Origin of the sequence: Candidatus Arthromitus sp. SFB-mouse-NL, from assembly GCF_000709435.1 — a bacterium.
In the GTDB taxonomy this organism is placed as follows: domain Bacteria; phylum Bacillota; class Clostridia; order Clostridiales; family Clostridiaceae; genus Dwaynesavagella.
This window is the reverse complement of record NZ_CP008713.1, coordinates 161,815-180,614: the sequence shown is the minus strand read 5'-3', so window position 1 is coordinate 180,614 and position 18,800 is coordinate 161,815. Positions and strand designations below refer to the sequence as shown.

Annotated in this window: 19 protein-coding genes and 1 pseudogene; 6 read left to right on the top strand and 14 right to left on the bottom strand. The window is 26.4% G+C overall.

Annotated elements, in window-relative coordinates:
- Positions 1 to 14: 14 nt before the first annotated feature.
- The 8 genes from SFBMNL_RS00900 to SFBMNL_RS00870 all read right to left on the bottom strand — a co-directional run bounded on the left by SFBMNL_RS00900 (position 15) and on the right by SFBMNL_RS00870 (position 7,509).
- Positions 15 to 674, bottom strand: coding sequence for an ABC transporter ATP-binding protein (locus tag SFBMNL_RS00900; RefSeq protein ID WP_014017815.1), 660 nt, complete (start codon positions 672 to 674; stop codon positions 15 to 17).
- A complete protein-coding gene (locus SFBMNL_RS00895) occupies positions 671 to 1,990 on the bottom strand; it encodes an efflux RND transporter periplasmic adaptor subunit (RefSeq protein WP_005807414.1) in 1,320 nt (439 codons plus the stop codon). The genes SFBMNL_RS00900 and SFBMNL_RS00895 overlap by 4 nt, the downstream gene beginning before the upstream one ends.
- 182 nt (positions 1,991 to 2,172) lie before the next feature.
- Positions 2,173 to 3,180, bottom strand: a complete 1,008-nt coding sequence (locus tag SFBMNL_RS00890) for a hypothetical protein (RefSeq protein WP_042294090.1) — start codon at positions 3,178 to 3,180, stop codon at positions 2,173 to 2,175.
- A gap of 74 nt (positions 3,181 to 3,254) precedes the next feature.
- Positions 3,255 to 4,169, bottom strand: a complete 915-nt coding sequence (locus tag SFBMNL_RS00885; RefSeq protein WP_042294089.1) for a hypothetical protein — start codon at positions 4,167 to 4,169, stop codon at positions 3,255 to 3,257.
- Between the two features lie 21 nt (positions 4,170 to 4,190).
- Positions 4,191 to 5,087, bottom strand: a complete 897-nt coding sequence (locus SFBMNL_RS00880; RefSeq protein ID WP_005807420.1) for a hypothetical protein — start codon at positions 5,085 to 5,087, stop codon at positions 4,191 to 4,193.
- Positions 5,088 to 5,130: 43 nt separating this feature from the next.
- Positions 5,131 to 5,295, bottom strand: coding sequence for a hypothetical protein (locus SFBMNL_RS08345; RefSeq protein ID WP_005807422.1), 165 nt, complete (start codon positions 5,293 to 5,295; stop codon positions 5,131 to 5,133).
- Positions 5,296 to 5,476: 181 nt separating this feature from the next.
- Positions 5,477 to 6,352: a DUF11 domain-containing protein gene (locus SFBMNL_RS00875; protein ID WP_042294088.1), complete on the bottom strand. Its 876-nt coding sequence runs from the start codon at positions 6,350 to 6,352 to the stop codon at positions 5,477 to 5,479.
- Between the two features lie 308 nt (positions 6,353 to 6,660).
- Positions 6,661 to 7,509 carry a YitT family protein gene (locus SFBMNL_RS00870; protein WP_042294086.1) on the bottom strand — a complete coding sequence of 283 codons (849 nt, stop codon included), beginning with the start codon at positions 7,507 to 7,509 and terminating at the stop codon, positions 6,661 to 6,663.
- Positions 7,510 to 7,657: 148 nt separating this feature from the next.
- Between SFBMNL_RS00870 and SFBMNL_RS00865 the strand changes: the two genes are divergently transcribed.
- Complete coding sequence (locus SFBMNL_RS00865) at positions 7,658 to 8,017, top strand: DUF1540 domain-containing protein (protein WP_005807428.1); 360 nt, start codon at positions 7,658 to 7,660, stop codon at positions 8,015 to 8,017.
- Between the two features lie 99 nt (positions 8,018 to 8,116).
- Positions 8,117 to 8,746: a hypothetical protein gene (locus SFBMNL_RS00860; protein WP_042294084.1), complete on the top strand. Its 630-nt coding sequence runs from the start codon at positions 8,117 to 8,119 to the stop codon at positions 8,744 to 8,746.
- A 19-nt stretch (positions 8,747 to 8,765) separates the two neighbouring features.
- Here the strand turns inward: SFBMNL_RS00860 and SFBMNL_RS00855 are convergent.
- Together SFBMNL_RS00855 and SFBMNL_RS00850 are read right to left on the bottom strand one after the other, a co-directional pair.
- Positions 8,766 to 9,083: pseudogene (locus SFBMNL_RS00855) on the bottom strand (ArsC/Spx/MgsR family protein); the annotation flags it as partial.
- 95 nt (positions 9,084 to 9,178) lie between these two features.
- Complete coding sequence (locus tag SFBMNL_RS00850) at positions 9,179 to 9,931, bottom strand: DUF3298 and DUF4163 domain-containing protein (protein ID WP_005807435.1); 753 nt, start codon at positions 9,929 to 9,931, stop codon at positions 9,179 to 9,181.
- A gap of 253 nt (positions 9,932 to 10,184) precedes the next feature.
- Here SFBMNL_RS00850 and SFBMNL_RS00845 point away from each other — a divergent pair, with 253 nt between their 5' ends.
- The 3 genes from SFBMNL_RS00845 to ispF are packed head-to-tail and all read left to right on the top strand — an operon-like array spanning position 10,185 to position 12,399.
- Entirely contained in the window at positions 10,185 to 11,120 is a 936-nt protein-coding gene (locus tag SFBMNL_RS00845; protein ID WP_005807437.1) for a hypothetical protein, read from the top strand.
- A 48-nt stretch (positions 11,121 to 11,168) separates the two neighbouring features.
- The gene (locus SFBMNL_RS00840; protein ID WP_005807438.1) at positions 11,169 to 11,900 is read left to right on the top strand and encodes a pseudouridine synthase; all 732 of its coding nucleotides are present in this window, start codon (positions 11,169 to 11,171) and stop codon (positions 11,898 to 11,900) included.
- A gap of 13 nt (positions 11,901 to 11,913) precedes the next feature.
- Positions 11,914 to 12,399, top strand: a complete 486-nt coding sequence (ispF, locus tag SFBMNL_RS00835; RefSeq protein ID WP_005807440.1) for a 2-C-methyl-D-erythritol 2,4-cyclodiphosphate synthase — start codon at positions 11,914 to 11,916, stop codon at positions 12,397 to 12,399.
- A 12-nt stretch (positions 12,400 to 12,411) separates the two neighbouring features.
- Here the strand turns inward: ispF and SFBMNL_RS00830 are convergent, their stop codons facing one another.
- From SFBMNL_RS00830 to SFBMNL_RS00815, 4 genes are all read right to left on the bottom strand, one after another.
- Positions 12,412 to 13,692 carry a M18 family aminopeptidase gene (locus tag SFBMNL_RS00830; protein WP_005807442.1) on the bottom strand — a complete coding sequence of 427 codons (1,281 nt, stop codon included), beginning with the start codon at positions 13,690 to 13,692 and terminating at the stop codon, positions 12,412 to 12,414.
- A 21-nt stretch (positions 13,693 to 13,713) separates the two neighbouring features.
- The gene (locus tag SFBMNL_RS00825) at positions 13,714 to 14,853 is read right to left on the bottom strand and encodes a hypothetical protein (protein ID WP_005807444.1); all 1,140 of its coding nucleotides are present in this window, start codon (positions 14,851 to 14,853) and stop codon (positions 13,714 to 13,716) included.
- Positions 14,854 to 14,920: 67 nt separating this feature from the next.
- Positions 14,921 to 16,201 carry a diaminopimelate decarboxylase gene (lysA, locus tag SFBMNL_RS00820; protein WP_005807445.1) on the bottom strand — a complete coding sequence of 427 codons (1,281 nt, stop codon included), beginning with the start codon at positions 16,199 to 16,201 and terminating at the stop codon, positions 14,921 to 14,923.
- A gap of 14 nt (positions 16,202 to 16,215) precedes the next feature.
- The gene (locus SFBMNL_RS00815) at positions 16,216 to 17,415 is read right to left on the bottom strand and encodes an aspartate kinase (RefSeq protein ID WP_005807447.1); all 1,200 of its coding nucleotides are present in this window, start codon (positions 17,413 to 17,415) and stop codon (positions 16,216 to 16,218) included.
- 147 nt (positions 17,416 to 17,562) lie between these two features.
- Between SFBMNL_RS00815 and SFBMNL_RS00810 the strand changes: the two genes are divergently transcribed.
- Positions 17,563 to 18,735, top strand: a complete 1,173-nt coding sequence (locus SFBMNL_RS00810) for a cation diffusion facilitator family transporter (protein ID WP_042294078.1) — start codon at positions 17,563 to 17,565, stop codon at positions 18,733 to 18,735.
- The last annotated feature ends 65 nt before the right edge of the window (positions 18,736 to 18,800 follow it).

Here is an 18,800-nt window from a genome sequence, read left to right as displayed (position 1 = left end):
CTAATAAATTTATACTACATCATTCCATCTCTTAAATTTATAACTTTACCAACATCTAAGTATGGATTTAATTCAGCCCCACTTATTATTAAAGTAATACCTTGTTTATTTAGACTAAAAAGAATTTCAAATATTTCTTTACAATCACTTCTTTCTAAGTACTTACAAGGCTCATCTCCTATAATTATCTTAGCTCCTCCAACTAACGCTCTAGCTATACAAGCCATTTGCTTATCTTTTTTACACAAAGAGTCAATAGATAAATATTTATATTTCTCTATAGAAAACATAGACAAATATTTGAGTATTCTTTCTCTTTTTTCTTCTTTTGAGAATTTTGAATACAAAAGTGGTATTCCAACATTTTCAAATAAATTAAGCTCAGGTATCAACTTAATACTGTTAGATATAAAACCAAATTTTTCATTTCTAAGTCTAGATAATTCAATATCTTTTTTATTTCCTATATCCATATCACAAAAAGTATACTTACCATAATCAAAAGTATCCATACATCCTAAAATGTTTAATAACGTAGTTTTACCAGATCCGCTTCCCCCATATATAAAAACATATTCTCCATAATCTATGTCAAAAGAAATATTATATAAAGCTCTATACTCTAAATTTCCATCTTTATAAAACTTTGTTATATTCTTAAGACTCATCATCATTTATTTGACACAACCTTTACCTTTGTCTTGTCAGATAAAGTTTTGGGAGGATTTAAAATCACGCTATCATTTAAAGTTATACCCCCAACAATTTCTATGTAATTATTGGAAACTTTCCCTGGATATATAATATTTTTACAAGCGATATTATTTTTAACTATAAACACATAAGGAGTATTAGATTCATCATATAAAATACACTCTATTGGTATCCTTAAAATATCCATTGTATTATCTAAATTAATTTTCCCATTTAAATCAAAATCAACCTTTAATTTATCATTAGGATTTAATATCTCAATATCAGCAACTAAATAATTATCCCTCATATCTTCATTTATAATATTCAAATAATTGTTAGAATTCACTGCTAAATCACTTATAGCTGTTATTTTCCCGTTATACACACCAATAGGATCGTTTATTACAATTTCTTGCCCAACTTTTACACTTGAAATATTTTGTTGGGGAATTAAAGAGATACCCTTTACATTTTGAAGATCCTGAAGAACAAGTATCACCGATCCTGGTTGAGTATAACTCCCTTCGTTTACTTTTATATCCGTAATAACTCCATTAAAATCAGCTGTTATATCTTTACACATCTCAATTTTATCTGAGATATTCTTCAGACTATTCTCTGCTAAAACTATAGCATTATCTAAAAGCTTTATTTGATCATCTGTAATCTCAGGTATAGTATCCATTTGCCTTTCCAATTCTAATGAAATTTTTCTTAATCCCTCACTCTCTTTTATAAGCTTATCAATTTCTTCACTATAATCAGATATAGTTAAACCATTCTTTGAAGATAATGTTTTTTTATCTTCAAAAGATTCTTCAAGTTCTGCAATAAAGCTCTCATTATCCTCTTGATCTTCCCTTAATCTGTCTATCTCTTCTTGTAAGGCAATCCTCTGTTTTTTAAAATTATCTCTTGTTATTAGCATTTGATTCTTTTGTAATACAGCATTTTCAAGTTGTATCTTCGCTTGGGTATACTGACTCATAATATCATTATTATCAAAAGATAAAAGCTTTTTACCCTTTTCAACATAATCTCCATGTTTCACATATAGTTTTCTGATCCTCAATTGATTCCCATAATATTCCTTATAATTTTGGGACTTTACAATTACCCTTACATCAATTTGATCTTGAACATTGCCAGATTGAACCTTACAAACTTTAACATTAATTTCATTTTTAACTTTTATTCCTTTAACAACTCTCGATGATAAAAACAATACTATAAGGCTTAAGACAATTAATAAAAAAACTACAAATAGACTAGAACTATTTCTTCTTAAAATCATGTATATATCCCCCTAATAAGTGTAGTTATCTACTATAAACACTAACTTATTATTTTCAAATAATTGGTTCATTATACTGTTAATAACCTTATTCATAGTATATTAATAAATTGTTATATTTATTTAATACTGTTATTTTCTCCTATTCAAAATATTTTTATGTAAATACAAAAAGGATGTAATTAATTACATCCTTTTAATTTTAAAGCTTTAATATTACTTAAAACCTGAACAACACTCATTACTTTAACACCATAAGTTTCTTTAAATCCACTAACATACGTTAAGACTCCACAATTAATGGACTCATACCCATCTTGCATTGATCCAACCATTATTAAATCAATCTCCTCATCTGCACCAATATCATCAAATTTTATAATGATTCTTCTCCCATCCATACTTAGGTTATCTTTATTTACATATTTGCCATTTATAAAAATTGCATTATCGTAAATACATACGCCACCTGGTAATACATCCTTAAATAATATCTTACTAGCAGTATTACTTCCCACATTTTTAAGCTTAAAACTAAAAATTATATGCTTCCTATTATATTTACTAAATATAACAGCTTTTTGCGTAAATTCAATATTCCCAAACTCATTAACGGTTAAATCTTTAGTTATTTGTGATAAATCTCCCAAATTTGATATGATTTGAGATAATTTAAATCCATAAGATGTGTCTGCTTTCTCATCTTCACTACACTCTTCACAACCATCTCTCACATCACACAAACTAAATTCCAAACATCTATTACTATTTCTTGCATATATATTTTCAAGTATTCCTACCTTATATATATTTGGGAAAAATTGATTCCCATCTAATACAAATTGATTAATATCACAAGTATACTTTCCACAACTATCTAATATTAAATTGTTAGCAATACTATAAGAATTATCTCCTGAGCTTTTCAAAATAACTTCTAAAAAATATTTTGATATATTAGAACATTTTTCATTGGAATTACTGTAATTTGAGTCCATTAAATTCTCATTGCAATTACAATTTACATCAAAACATATAGCGTATTCATCTGAATTACCATGATCAAAGTTTTCACTTTCTTCAATAATGCCCTGAATCTTACAAAAAGTAAAAGGATCTCCTCCCACTTCAAAAGATGTATCACACGTTTGTGAAGTCTCTTTCACATCATCAATTTTATTATGATCCATAAATCTCATCCTCATAAAAATAATAAAATATTTTATTTTAACTATATGAAAATAAGAATCAAAAAGTTACTCCTTTAAATCATATCTCCCAAACTTAATGAATTGCTTAAAAGTGTGTAAACCTTAGTTGTAAGCGAATTTTCTTCCGCATTAAATAAATTATTAAAAACATAAACTAAAGCTCCTGTGTTTAAACCCTCTCCACTAAATTCATCTATTAAACACACAACACTAAGCTCAACAGATTCCCCTTCTTTTATGATAGGTAATTTTACAAACAATCTTCTTCCATCTAAATTAACAAATTCTTTATCACACTTCCTTCCATTTAAAAGCACTTCTTTAAATAAAGTTCCTAATGGAAGTATATCCTTAAATAAAATCCTCCTCGCAACTAAAACCGTTTTTCCTGAAACATTTGGATTTAATATATTAAATTTGAAAATGGCGTAATTACATGAATTATCGCGATCTATATTAATATTTTGGGTTATTGTAAGCTCTGGATACATAATACCATCAAAATTTTCCCCATCCGGTTTACCATCTAAGGATATCTGATCAATATCTAAAAGATTATCCATAATTTGAGATAATTTAAATCCATAAGGAGTGTCGGTACATAAAGATCTTTTATTTGTATCTCTTGGAGAAAGCAAGTTACGCATCCCCTCTTGAGGGTTTTTATATAAATTAATTTTCACATATCTATCTTCATTCAAAGAAGATAAGATAAAGGAAAATCCATAAGAATTAAACTCAAGTGGTGCAATTAATGAATTTAAATCCGTCACCCTATAATCATAATAATAATCTCCCCAATTATCTAAAATAAGTCGATTAATTATGCCTTTTGGATTTTCATTAAGAGCTTTGTTAATCAAATAAATTGTATATTTTCTATTATTTTTAGTATTAGAATCTACGTTTTCATTACTTGATAAAACCCTTGGGGTTATCTCTGATCCAGTTTCTATAAAATCATTCATATTAATCTGCTGCCCCTTTGACTAATTAAAAAGTTTTTTTATATTACTAAGATCATTTATAACTAAGGTTCTAGAGCTAGTCGGTGTTGTAGCATCATTAACACCATAATAAGAAACATAACTTAAACACCCAACATTAAAATCACTCATATGACAAGATGAACTTTCTAAACACACTAAAATTAAAGAAATGCTATTGTTTTTATCAATATTTTGAAGCGTTAAAAATAACTCTCTTCCATTTATCGTATAATTATCACTCGATATTCTCATCATTGGAGATCCACTATTTTTAATAAACATTCCCCTATTACACAAAACTAATCCATTAGGTATAATATCCTTAAATAATACCCTCTGAGCACTAAATTCTCCTACATTTTTAATATTAAAATTAAATAAGAAGTACTTACTACCACCTCTTCTTATAGAAAATGCCCTTTGATTGATAATCAAATTAGCCCCAGACTTCATCATATTATTATCTAATGCTGCATCCCCATTTACACCGTTTGTAATATTAAGTGTACTATTATCTCCTACATTATTAGCAATCTGAGATAATTTAAATCCATAAGGAGTATCCATACATTTATTTGAATTAGAAACCTCATTTTTAGATAATTCTAAATCTAGTTCTAAAATTCTATCATCATTAACCGTATTAATATCTACAAATAAACCCTCTATATTAAGTGGGAAAGAATACGATTCACCATCCAAAGTATTTGTTCCCTTAGAATTTAAACTATATAATTTTCCTAAATTATCTAAGATTAATTGATTACTTATGCCAGAAAAATTATATGGAGGATGAACCAACTTAATATTAAACTTAATTTGAGTAATGTTTTCATCCACTCTAAAATCCATAATAGCCTTAAGATCATTTATATCTTTTAATTTATCTTGTTCCATTTTAATAACCTCTTAAAATAAATTTCTAAAATAATTCGTTATCTTATTTGTCTAAAATTTCTTCTACTTTATAATGACCTCCATTTTCCTCTCTAAAATTAGAATTCAAATTATCTCCTGAAATAATTTTCTCAATTTCATATATCGAAAACGGAACCTCACTATTAAAAATCTCTCTATTTCCTTTTTTTGGAATATTGTTATTCATAATTTCACTCTCCAATCTAATTTAAAAAGGTGCCCAAAATAAGAGGCACCTTACATTTCTCATTTTATTAAAATCAATTATAAATTCGTCCCCATATATTAAAAATAAAACTATTAAGTTTTTTATTTTAAGTATATGAGCATAAACTATTAAGTGTTACTAATTATAAATAGTTTCTTAGCTATTGTATCTCCTTAGAATTACTAACAATCTGCTTAATTGTTATGTTGGATAATTGTGCTCCCGTTCCATCAGGAACCACCTTTGAAACATAACTTATAACCCCAACATTAAATTCATTACAAGATTCATCGTTTAATCTACAAACAATTGTTAAAGTAACAGACTCACCAACAGATATATCAGGAACCCTAACAAATAAACTCTTAGAATTTAATTTTACATCCCTACTATTTGGATAAACTGAATTTATATAAATTCCTGCAAGATTTAAACTAACACTATTAGGTAAAATATCCTTAAATAATACTTTTCTCGCAACTTCACTTCCATTATTTTCTATAGTGAAATTAAATGTTACTGTTTTCTTACCATCATCCTTTACAGAAAATCCCGTTTGAATCAATGAAAGATTTGCATCTCCCTGACCATCTCCATCCTTAAAATTTATTTTTATATCATTTAAATCTGTTCCCAAGTTATTTATAACATCTGATAACTTAAATCCATATGGTGTATCTAAACATTTATAATCTAAACTATAATTATTAATTTCAGTTAAAGTATCTGATAAATTTATTTGGAGCGTTTTATTCCCATTTAAGGCTCTAAGTACCATAAATGTACCTTTAACACCAATTGATAAATTAATAGATTCACCATTAACTAAAGTTTTATCCGCATCATAAACGTAATAAAATCCAGTATTATCTAATACAAGCTCATTTGGTAAATTATATGGTGGCTTGTATAATATAAAATTTAATATAAAGTTTGTATATACCGTAGCTCTATAAAGATTTATCTCATCATAAAGATGCGTTTTACTAATATCATCCACTTCATCTAGTTTATAATTAATATCATTATTTTCCAATTTAAAATCTCCTTTAAATTACTAATTAATTTGTTTTAAATTTCTAATCTTTCAACTAACTTCTATCATTTTACTAACTCCATCTATTATATAAAACATATCACCATTATCTGTACTACCCGTACTCATGATCAAAAAAAGAAGATACTTCCGTATTTAGAAGCATCTTCTCTATATTGATCATATCTTTACTAGTTTTATTGTTAATACCTGCATCCTCATACTTTTCTTAAAAAATAATCATAACTTATAAAATATTTTTTAATTCCAATATATGAAAATATTTTTAAATCGTTACAAACTTAGTTTTATATCTCATTAAATCCATTACCCGTGACACTCTTTGTTTCAATCGCAGATAAAAATGCATTAGGATCAAAATTTTGTATTCTTCTTCTTAAACTTACATACTGGTTAATATCAAGAACCGTATAAAGTATATTTTGTTTATCTTTTGTATAACATCCTTCAGCCTCTATAGATGTTACACCCCTTTTTATAACATTCAAAATATATTCAGATATTTGATCAGGTGACTTAGTTATTATAAGAACTAGATATTTCTTATTAAATCCAAATATCATTTTATTTACAACCGTAGATGTAACAAACATTGATATTAAAGAATATAATGCTCTTGTTATATCCTTTAATAATAACATGGAAACTATTACAATAATTAAATTAACTGTAAATGTTACGTCTCCAATATTTTTAGCTGGATTTTTCTTCCTTATTATAACGGCCAATATATCTATCCCTCCAGTCGTCGCTCTTACTTTGAACATAAGAGAATATCCAATAGCCGATATAACTCCTCCGATTACCCCGCTTAAAAATACATCATGTATATTAAGTACAGATTTAAGAGGGCTCGTCAAATATAAAAATACAGATAATAAAACAGTTCCAATTATAGAATATATCGTAAACTTCAATGAAACTTTAAAATAACTTAAAACAAATAGAGGAAGATTTAAAATCAAATATAATATACCCGAGTTGATACCAGTTGTATATTCTATAAGCAGTGCTATACCAGTCAATCCTCCACTTACAAGTTTAGCATCAGCTAAAAATAAATTTAATCCTACAGCTATCAAAAGACAAGCAAAACATATGGTACATAATTCAAAAAAAATAATCTTGATCCTCATCAGATTCTCCTACCTTCTAATTTATCATTGTTTATTTTAACACATTTAATTGTTTGATTATTATTAATTTTGTTAATAAAACTTAGAATATTATTTGAAAATAAGTTAATAATACTAAAAAATATATTTTTGTTAGAGGTGATAGATAATGAATGGTTCCCTAAGTTGCTCTGCAAATAATTGTGTTCACTATACAAATAATATGTGTACTGCAAATAAAATTCACGTAAGTGGCTTGAATGCATCAATTACCCCCGATACTCACTGTTCAACATTTCAAGAAAGAAATTTAGAAAACACATTAAACTCTTTATCAAACTTAAATATAAATGGAGAAATCAAACAGTTCTTCACAAATTCAGGTATAGTTATGTATCCAGAAATTGAATGCGATGCAAAAGCATGCAAATTCAATGAATCAGGTATGTGTTCCTCACAAAATGTAAATATCATAGGTAGTGATGCTATGAATTCAAATTTTACCTACTGTAATACTTTTTGCAAATAAAACAACATACATCCAGTGTGTTGTTTTTATTTTTTAGAATAATTCTCAATTTTATAGAAAAACTAAACTAAAAGATAATTATAAAGGAGTACATATTAAATGAAGAGACTTATTCTATCGTTTATAATTGGAGCATACACTCTATGTAGTATAAACCCAGTATACGCTTTAGCTAACAAAAAGAAAATCAAAAATTCTTGTGAAGTTTCAGTTGTTGATGAATCTCAATTAATCACCGATCAAAAGCATAATATTGAGAATGGTGAGTTATCAGATGATCCTCTTGTCACACTTGAGAACATAAAAAAAATATACTTAAAAATAATTGAAAATTTAAGCTTTAGGAACACACTATGGGAACAATCTTCAAATTTTGTAAAAATATTAAATAGAGATGAAGCTGCAACTCTTTGGGCTAATGGAATAAAAGAAAAAAATGGTACTCTATTATTTGTAATTTCAAATGACAATGTAAAAAACCAGCTTAAAAATTTATTCAAAGACAATCCAGCATGGTTTATTGAACAAAATCAAAATATAATACAATCCTTTACAATATCTAAACCTAAAAAGATCTCCAAAACTCTTTATACTTATGAAATCACATATAAATCACTACATACAGACGGATATAGTCAACTATTAAAACAAAATCTATCAATAGAAAATACAGGAGAATGTTTTAAAATATCTGAATTCTCAGACATTACTCCTAAAAAACAAAAATAAAGCTATGTAGAACATAGCTTTATTTTTTTAATATATACGACTCCCATTCCTTCTCTTTAAAACCAAATAATATAAAATCTTCACCCATATATATAGGCCTTTTAATGAGCATACCCTCTTTTGATAACATATCAGCACATTCTTCTAAAGATAATTCATTTATCTTCTCTTTCAAATTATTTTCCTTAAATATCTTACCATTAACATTAAAGAACTTATTTATATCTGCCTTATATTTTAACACCCAGGATAAAATTTCATCTTTAGTTGGTGTATTTGAAATAAGAGATCTAAATTCAACATCTATATTATTTTTAACAAGCCAATCCTTGGCCTTTCTTACACTTGTTCACTTGGAATAATCTAAAAATAATCCTTTCATTTTTCCACCTCTAACACTCAATTATAAACTAAAAAATAAGAGAAAATCTTCTACTTTAAAGGGTCTACATTTATATTCCCACCAAATACACTATAAGGTATTTTAAACTCAGGTATACCTGCAGAGTACGGTGCTAATTCATATAATTGATAAAATATCACAATATTATCTTTAGTTAAATAATATTGAACATTATCTCCAATACCTTTAAACTCATTTACAAAATAATTATCAGGATTCTCCTCAATAACATTCCTAATTATAGAATCAACTTTATCTTTGTATACTTTCTTTCCTTCTTCATTAAAAAGATCTCCAAATTTTAAAACATTCCCAGTTTTTAAATCAAAATTAAAGTCCCTTCTATATGTCATAGGGTGAGCTCCACCAGTAAATTGTATTAAATTAAGTCTAATAGATAAAATATTATCTATAATTTCATATTCAAAATCAGACATTCCTCTAAATTCAGAGGAAATAGAATTATCCACCAACTCTTTAGGAGTCGATGAAATAAACTCTTTATATATGTCCTCTATATACTGTTTAAACTCCAAGACCTGAGCCCTTAGGGATCCGTTTATTTTATCTTTTACAATATTATCTCCATACTCAACTTCTGGGTACTTTAAATCAAAACTCATTCCGTCGGAGCTTTCTTTAATTTCTAAAGACTTTACACTAATATTACCATTATTAGGCTTTATAGCCCTAACCATATACTCTGAATAACTTAATACCAAAAATAACAATATACTTCCTATAATAATGACCATATTTATTTTAAAGCTCTTGTTTATCAATTATCTCTCCTCCTTTTAAAAAACCTTCTAAAACTTAAAATAACAATTTATATAACTCCTATATTTAAAAATGTATATCTATTTTTGACTACTATTAATTATAATAAACAAAATCTTTAATATTTATTTATCTTTTTCATCATTATTAAATAGTATAAAAAACACTTTTACATAGAAAAATAAATCTTAATAATGAAATTATACTAAAATTTTCAAATATCTGCTAATTAAACTTACAATAGAGGATACTTTTATGAATGATCTTATTAATTTAAATAAATATAATCTAAAATATAAAATTTTAAAAGATCTTTATACATTCTTGAGTCAAAGTATATACATCAAAAATATAAATTTTAATAATTTAAATAATATATCATCATTTGAAAAATGTAAATGCTTAATAATTTCTAAAAATATATCTATATACTTAAAAAATAATAAAATATCTAAAATAAATAATTCCATATTATTTAAAATAATAAGTGAAAATATAACTAACAAAAATAATATTAAAATATATAAAAGAAATATAGAACTTATAAAGATCTATACAATTCTTTTTACTGAAAAGAGTTGTTCTCACTTATCGTTTTATTTATTTAATAATTCTAAACTTTCAATGATAAATGAAAACATAGAATGTTTAAGTGTTATTGTTGAAAAAAATTCAAGATACTCTATTATTTTAAATGAACATTTAAATATTTTTATAAAGAAAAACATCAAATACAAAAAAGGGGAATTATTCCTCTGCAAAAACAAAAAACGCTTTTCACTTAACTTAAAATCTAAAATTTATTTAACAGTATTTTCAATTATAGTTACATATTTTATGATATTTAATATACCAAACAACTATATCATTATGGAAATGAATTTAACAATGCATATGAAGATGAATCACAATGGCTATATTTTATCTTATAGACCTAAAACAAAATCAGCTCGCACAATGATCAAACAAAATAAACAAATAATGAAAAAAATAGATCACTCCATACCATCATTTATAAATTATGGCATGGAAAATAACATATTGAAACCAGGTCAAGATGTAAAAATTTACATAATAGGTCCACCCCTAAATAAAAAATCTTTTAATAAACTAAGGGAAGCTCTAAAAGATATACCTTTAAATATCATTATAAATAACTCCGGAAATTTGGTAAAAATAAATAGTACTTAATAATCTTCTATGATAAAATGAACTTAATATTTTTTAAGGAGTTTAAATGTGAATAAAATTTCGAATCAAGAAAAGCTAAGAATTAATAAATTTTTATCTAAGTACGGATATTGTTCGAGAAGAGTAGCTGATGATCTTATTAGAAAAAATAAAGTTTTTATAAATGATTCTATAGCAACGCTTGGATCACTCGTTAACTACTCTGACAAAATATACATAAAAGAGAACTCATCACTCAAAGAAATTAAAAATCAAGTTGATTTCATATACTTAGCTTTAAACAAACCACTCGGTATAACCTCAACAACTTGTAAAAAAGACAAATCAAACATAATAGATTTTATAAATTACCCTAAAAGAATTTTCCCAATAGGTAGACTAGATAAAAATTCTCATGGGTTAATACTACTTACAAATAATGGAGATATTGTAAATAAAATATTAAGATCAGAAAATAACCATGAAAAAGAATATTTAGTTCGTGTAAATAAGGAAATAACTCCTGACTTCATCTCAAAGATGAAATCCGGGGTAAAAATATTAAATCAAATTACCAAACCATGCAAAATATGGAAAATAGATAATTTTTCCTTTAAGATAATACTAACTCAAGGTCTTAATAGACAAATTAGACGTATGTGTGAAACACTTGATTATAAAGTTTCATATTTAAAAAGAACTCGTATTTTAAATATAAAGTTAGGTAATTTAAAAGTTGGAAAGTATAGGCACTTAACTTATGATGAACTCAATGAACTATTTCAATTAATAGGAATTTAAGGAGAATTAAATTTTGAGAATAGGAATTGGATATGATGTACATAAATTAGATTATAATCGTGATCTTATTTTAGGAGGGGTTAAAATACCCCATGAAAAAGGTCTTGTAGCCCATTCTGATGGAGATTGTTTAATACACGCTATAATAGACTCAATACTAGGAGCATGTGGACTTTACGACATAGGAACATACTTCCCAGATACAAGCGATAACTTTAAAGATATAAGTTCTTTAAAATTGCTCGAAAAAACTCGCGAACTTATGGAAAATGAAAAATATGAAATTTCAAATATAGATAGTATAATAATTTGCCAAAAGCCTAAAATTAATCCTTATATAAATATGATGAGAGAAACACTCTGTAATGTTCTTAGGATAGATATTTCACAAATAACAATCAAAGCAACTACAGAAGAAAAATTAGGTTTTACAGGAAAAGAGAAAGGGATCGCTTGCCAAGCTGTATGCCTTTTACACAAAATAAAAAAGGGTCAATAATTTTGACCCTTTTCATTTAAAATATTCCATAAATAATTCACTAATATAATGGTGATCAATAACCCCTGAAGTTTCTCTACAAGAGTGCATAGCAAACATCGGATTACCTAAATCAACACCTTTTATAGATAAATACTTAGTAATTATTGGACCTAGAGTTGATCCCCCTTGTATATCTGATCTATTATAATATACCTGATACGGTATTCTTATCTTATTACATAAGGATTTTATATAAGATGAACTCTCTCCTGTTGTCACATAACTCCTATTTGAATTACTCTTTATAGCTATTCCTTTATTTATAACACACCTATTATTTTCATCAAACTTCTCAGAATAACTTGAATTATACGCATGGGCCATGTCTGCAGAAATTATAAAACTATTATTAAGCGATATAAGCTTATCCTCAGTTGTAATATTCATTAATTCATATAATCTATCTAATATATTTAATAATGTATTAGAATAAGCACCTTCACTCATAGAACTTCCTATCTCTTCACCATCAAACATACAAATAAATTTATTTGCATGATCACACGAATTCATAAACGCATATAAACTTGATTCACTCATCGCTAAATCATCTATTCTTTTACTTTGTATAAATTCCTTATTAAAACCAATTATACTAGCCTTTTGAGTATCGTATAAATATAAATCAAAATCTAGCACATCATCTTTAGATACACCTAAATATGATGATATCATTCCTTTTAAAGATGCATCGCTACACAAAGAATTAGTAAGAACTATAGGAAGTATATGAGTTTGCCTATTCAAAGAAAATCCCGAATTAATCTCCCTATTTAAATGAATCGGACAATTAGGTATAAATGCTATATCATCCTCAAAATCTATTAAAACCTCACTAAATTTATAATTCTCACTCTTTATAAAAACCCTACCTGCAATAGATAAACCCCTATCAAGCCAAGTATTTAATATAGCACCTCCGTAAACTTCGACATTTAGATATAAAATACCATCTCTATTTAAAATATCGCTCCCGGTCTTTATCTTAAGGGAAGGCGAATCTAAATGAGATAATATAAACTTAATTCCATCTTTTATTCTTTCTTTATTTAATGAAAAAGCAAATACAGATGAATTGTTAAACTTCACAAATCCCTTACCCTCAAAACACCAACTATCCTTATATAAAAGTTCCTTAAATCCCCTATCTAATAATTTATCACATATATTTTCAGTAGCATGATAAACACTAACACCCTTATCTAAAAATTTACATAAATCAATTGACCTCTCTATAATTTTATTTTTCATAATCTTTTCCTCTCAAAACAACTATAAATCATTACAAGCTATAACATCCAAAAACTTATTGTTTATATCCTTACTGAGTATTCTTAAAAATTCTCTACATCCATTATAATTTAAATTAGATGGTGAAGAAAAATAATTATCATCAAATTCTAAATCAAAATAATCAAATACATATAATTTATCATTCAAGTTTTTATTTAAAATCATATAAAATTCTTTCTGAAGAGTTTTGTTTACATATGTTCTATATAATTTATGTACAGGTGGCACTATAAAAAATACATCTATCCCATTATCTTTTAACATCTTAAGAGTTTGATTTATTATATTTTTATTCATCTTAAATGCTATAATATTGGCTTCTTTATAATTAATGGTTTCTATTTGAGTTTCATATTGAATCTTTCCATCTTCATGGCAAGATATATTAAAATTATCACCAAATACAACATCATCTAAATTAAATCTCTTAAATATCTTGCTTACATTACTTTTAAAATTCTTACAACAAAAAGATGAAAAAGTATTTCTCACACTTACATCTTTATGTACAGAAAATATATCTTCAAACATCTTCATAAAACCATACTTATCATCCTTTAGATCTATATTTTCATAAATCATAGAGTAATTTGTAAAAATTCCTATCCTAGTATACTTACTTATCTTGTTACTCTTTATCAAATAATATAATAAATGATAATCATAATGTGCATCCGAAAAAATGCTGGATATATTTATGTAATCATTAAAATATTCACAAATAAATTCATCTTTTATATAATTTCTTCCCATAAACATGATATCAAAATTTAAACTTTTTTCCTCTTTACAATAAGAAAGTTTATCTCTAATCTCACTAATTATAGAATCATAAAAAAAGAACGATACATCAAGTATACACTCTGGATTAATATTAAATTCCCTTATTTTATCATAAATAATATTATATCTCCTACTATTTACCAAAATATAGTCAAAACCAATTTTAGATAAAATATCATGTAAATCGTTTAAATCGTAAACCTTTATACCATTTATATAATCATCAAAGTAATTCTTATCACCTTTTAAATATCCAACAATATCTACATCATCTTTTAAAAATTTCTCTATGTTTAATATCTCATTTGCCTCATCAAATATAATAAGTTTAATCATTTTTTCTCCTTAAAAGATAATTTTACAACCTTATTTTATTATTTGGATATATAGCAAAATTATTCATTTAAACATCCAATCTAGTTAAATCATCTAAACTTTCTCTTCTAGTTTTGAGCACAACTTTATTATTATGAAAAAATATAATAGGTGCTCTGGTTATCTTATTATAATTACTACTCATGGAATGACAATACGCACCAGTTGAAAAAATAGCTAAAATATCTCCGCTATCAGGAGTTTGTATAAGAGTATCCTTTATTAAAATATCTCCGGATTCACAGCATTTACCACTTATTCTCGCTCTATAATTTCTACTCTCTGAAGCCTTATTTGCAATAATGCACTCATAATCCGCATTATATAGAGCTGTCCTTATATTATCTGCCATTCCTCCATCTACCGATACATAATTTCTTATTTTTTCAATCTCCTTTATAACTCCAACTTTATATATTGTCGTTCCAGCGTTTCCAACTATGCTTCTACCTGGTTCTATATAAACCTTTGGTAAACTTAAGCTAAACTTATTAGAATTATAATGAACCCTATCTAAAATAATTTTTATATTATCTTCGATATCCATAGGTGAATCATCTTTTGTATAATAAATACCAAATCCTCCACCTAAATTTACCTCTTTTAATTCAAATCCATATTCCTTAACTTCGTTCATTAAACCAAATATTTCATCCACTTCATTTATATATGCATCCTTTGAAAATATCTGAGATCCTATATGACAATGAAACCCAACTATCTCTAAATTTTCATTATCTTTATACTCGTTTAATAAGTCTGATATCATATATTTATCCTTATATATACCAAATTTTGAATCTATACAAGCTGTCTTTATATACTCATGTGTGTGTGCATCTATCCCCGGATTTATCCTCAAAAATACCTTACTTTTTTTATTTAGCTCCCTCGAGATAGTACAAATTCTTATAAGCTCCTGTACCGAATCACAAACAAATCTTCCAACTCCAAAATCAATTCCCATCCTAATTTCATTATCACTCTTATTATTACCATGAAAAATAACACTTTTCATATCAAAACCACACTTAAATGCTATGTAAAGTTCACCCTCAGATACAACATCTAAACCTATTTTCTCATCTTTCAATATGTTAACCATATGAGTGTTTAAAAAAGTTTTTCCTGCATAAACAACTACATTATTTTCTCCCATAGATTTTTTAAATCTACTTATATTCTCTCGAATCAAATTTTCATCCATTATATAACAAGGAGTTCCAAACTCATTTGCTATATCAGAAATTCTTATGTCTCCAATACATAAATCATTTTCTACTATATTTAAAGAACCATGTAACTTCACTTATTACACCAACCTCATAAATTAAACTCTTTCGCCACAAAATCGATTGCTTTAAGTTTATCCTTCTTGTTTATTGCACATGTTATTCTGATTTCCGACGTCGTTATCATTTTTATTTCTATGTCGTTTTCACTAAATATTTTAAACAACTTTGCCGCAACACCAGATGTTGATCTCATGCCAATACCAACAACAGAAAATTTACAAATACTCTCATCTATAGTTATATCATCTTCTAATACATACTTACTTAAAACTTCCTTACATTCAAATAAATCCTCAAGAGGAATTGTAAATGATAAATTTATACTAGAATTGATTGGAGTTGTTTGGCTTATCATATCAACATTTATATTTTTCTTGCCAACATCATTAAAAATAGATGAAATCAAATTAATATCATTTTTCATATTCTTTATACTCAATGCAATATCTTCATCACTTGTTGCAATTCCTATTATAGGCTTACTTTCCATATCTATATTTTTAACCTCCATTATATAAGTTCCATTCATATCTCCCAAACTTTTTCCTACATAAATCTTAATTTTATACTTTTGTGCAAGTTCAATACTTCTTGAATGCATTACCTGAGCTCCAAGGCTAGACAATTCTAAAATCTCTTCATAATCTATCTCTGGAATTTTCTTTGCATCTTTATAATTCCTCGGATCAACACTATATATTCCATCAACATCTGTATAAATTTCACAATCACATTTTAATTTCACAGCAAGTGCCACAGCAGTAGTATCTGATCCACCACGTCCAAGAGTTGTTACATCTCCTTTGTCATTTATACCTTGAAACCCTGCTATAATAACTATCTTACCTTGATTTAAATATTCAAGTATCTTTTCATGATTAATATCTTCAATTAATGACTTACCATGAACCCCTAAGGTCTTCAATTGTATTTGAAATGAATTCAAACTTATAGCATCATATCCAAAAGAATTTATAGCCATACTTAAAAGAGAACTAGAAACTACCTCACCAGTTGAAAGTAATGAATCCAGCTCTCTTTTATTCGGATTATCACAAACCTCTTTTGCCATAGAAAGTAAATTATCTGTAGTATCTCCCATAGCAGAAACAACAGCAACAACCTTATTTCCCTGTTCTACACGTCTTATTATACTCTCTGCTATATTTTTAATTTTATCAATCGTACTTACGGAACTTCCTCCATACTTTTGTACAACTATAGACACACAATACACTCCTTAAAATAACATCTTCTGAAATATTTTTAATTTAATGTTATATGTTTCTAACAATATTAGTCAATAATTTTTTGTTTAAACATCAACTATATAATGTTATACTTTAATACAAATAAAATTTTAGGAAGGTCTAATATGTTAAACTTCTTATCCAAAAAATTTATAAGAAATCATCAAAATGTTAAGGATCCAAAAGTCCGCTCCTCTTATGGTCTTTTGTGCAGTTATATAAGCATAGTTTTAAATTTAATTTTATTTTTAATAAAAGTGTTCATAGGAGTAGTATTAAAAAGTATTTCAATAACAGCTGATGCATTTAACAACCTATCTGATTCTGCATCATCCATAATAAACCTAATAGCATTTAAATTTTCTATGAAACCAGCTGATAAAGAACATCCTCAAGGCCACGGTAGATATGAATACATAGCATCTCTTATAGTTTCATTCCTCATAATATTCATTGGAATTAGTTTCATCAAATCATCCATAGAAAAGATAATGAGCAAAGAAAATACAAATTTTAGCATAATTCTATTTATAATCCTAATAATATCCATTTTTATAAAAATATGGATTGGTATAATAAACCTTAAAGTATCTAAAAAAATAAACTCAAAATCTCTTAAGGCAACTTCAGTTGATGCATTTTACGATGCCTTAACAACTACGATTTTAAGTGCGTCACTTTTATTATCAAATTTTATAAAAATATCATTAGATGGATATGCGGGAGTTATTATATCCTTATTTATAATTTATTCTGGAATTGGACTTATAAAAGAGACTATGAGTTCTCTTCTTGGAGAAGCTCCTAGTGATGAGATAGTTAAAGAATTGAAAGAGAAAATATTGAGCTATAAAAACATTTTGGGGCTACATGATCTTGTCGTTCATAATTATGGCCCAAACAAAACTCTTGCATCTATACATGTAGAAGTACCCTCCAACTTAAATTTAATAGATGTACACTCACTAATAGATAGAATAGAAAAAGATATTGAAAATACTATGATGATACATCTGGTTATACATATAGATCCGATAGACATTCATAATAAAGAATCACTCGAAATATATAATACAATTAGGTCACTTATTAAGGAAAATATAAATGAAATAAGCGATATTATAGATTTTAGAGTAGTAAATAAAAACGGAAAGAATACTATTTTCTTTGAGATTAAACTAAAAAAAGAATTTTACGATAAAATAAACTTTGATATCATAGATGAATGTACAAAAATTGTCCTAAGTAAATATAACAACTTCGATTGCAAAATATTTAAAAATAATACATTTAATTAAGGTGTTTAAAACACCTTATTTTTTTTATTTACTATTATAATATTATAAGTAATTTTAAAAGGAGC

What these genes read in the sequence shown, in the direction of transcription:
- SFBMNL_RS00880 (WP_005807420.1), bottom strand. Translation starts at nt 5,087, where the DNA reads ATGGAACAAGATAAATTAAAAGATATAAATGATCTTAAGGCTATTATG.
- SFBMNL_RS00900 (WP_014017815.1), bottom strand. Translation starts at nt 674, where the DNA reads ATGATGATGAGTCTTAAGAATATAACAAAGTTTTATAAAGATGGAAAT.
- SFBMNL_RS00845 (WP_005807437.1), top strand. Translation starts at nt 10,185, where the DNA reads ATGAATGATCTTATTAATTTAAATAAATATAATCTAAAATATAAAATT.
- SFBMNL_RS00825 (WP_005807444.1), bottom strand. Translation starts at nt 14,853, where the DNA reads ATGATTAAACTTATTATATTTGATGAGGCAAATGAGATATTAAACATA.
- SFBMNL_RS00860 (WP_042294084.1), top strand. Translation starts at nt 8,117, where the DNA reads ATGAAGAGACTTATTCTATCGTTTATAATTGGAGCATACACTCTATGT.
- SFBMNL_RS00895 (WP_005807414.1), bottom strand. Translation starts at nt 1,990, where the DNA reads ATGATTTTAAGAAGAAATAGTTCTAGTCTATTTGTAGTTTTTTTATTA.
- SFBMNL_RS00830 (WP_005807442.1), bottom strand. Translation starts at nt 13,692, where the DNA reads ATGAAAAATAAAATTATAGAGAGGTCAATTGATTTATGTAAATTTTTA.
- SFBMNL_RS00870 (WP_042294086.1), bottom strand. Translation starts at nt 7,509, where the DNA reads ATGAGGATCAAGATTATTTTTTTTGAATTATGTACCATATGTTTTGCT.
- SFBMNL_RS00810 (WP_042294078.1), top strand. Translation starts at nt 17,563, where the DNA reads ATGTTAAACTTCTTATCCAAAAAATTTATAAGAAATCATCAAAATGTT.
- SFBMNL_RS00885 (WP_042294089.1), bottom strand. Translation starts at nt 4,169, where the DNA reads ATGAATGATTTTATAGAAACTGGATCAGAGATAACCCCAAGGGTTTTA.
- SFBMNL_RS00890 (WP_042294090.1), bottom strand. Translation starts at nt 3,180, where the DNA reads ATGGATCATAATAAAATTGATGATGTGAAAGAGACTTCACAAACGTGT.
- SFBMNL_RS08345 (WP_005807422.1), bottom strand. Translation starts at nt 5,295, where the DNA reads ATGAATAACAATATTCCAAAAAAAGGAAATAGAGAGATTTTTAATAGT.
- SFBMNL_RS00865 (WP_005807428.1), top strand. Translation starts at nt 7,658, where the DNA reads ATGAATGGTTCCCTAAGTTGCTCTGCAAATAATTGTGTTCACTATACA.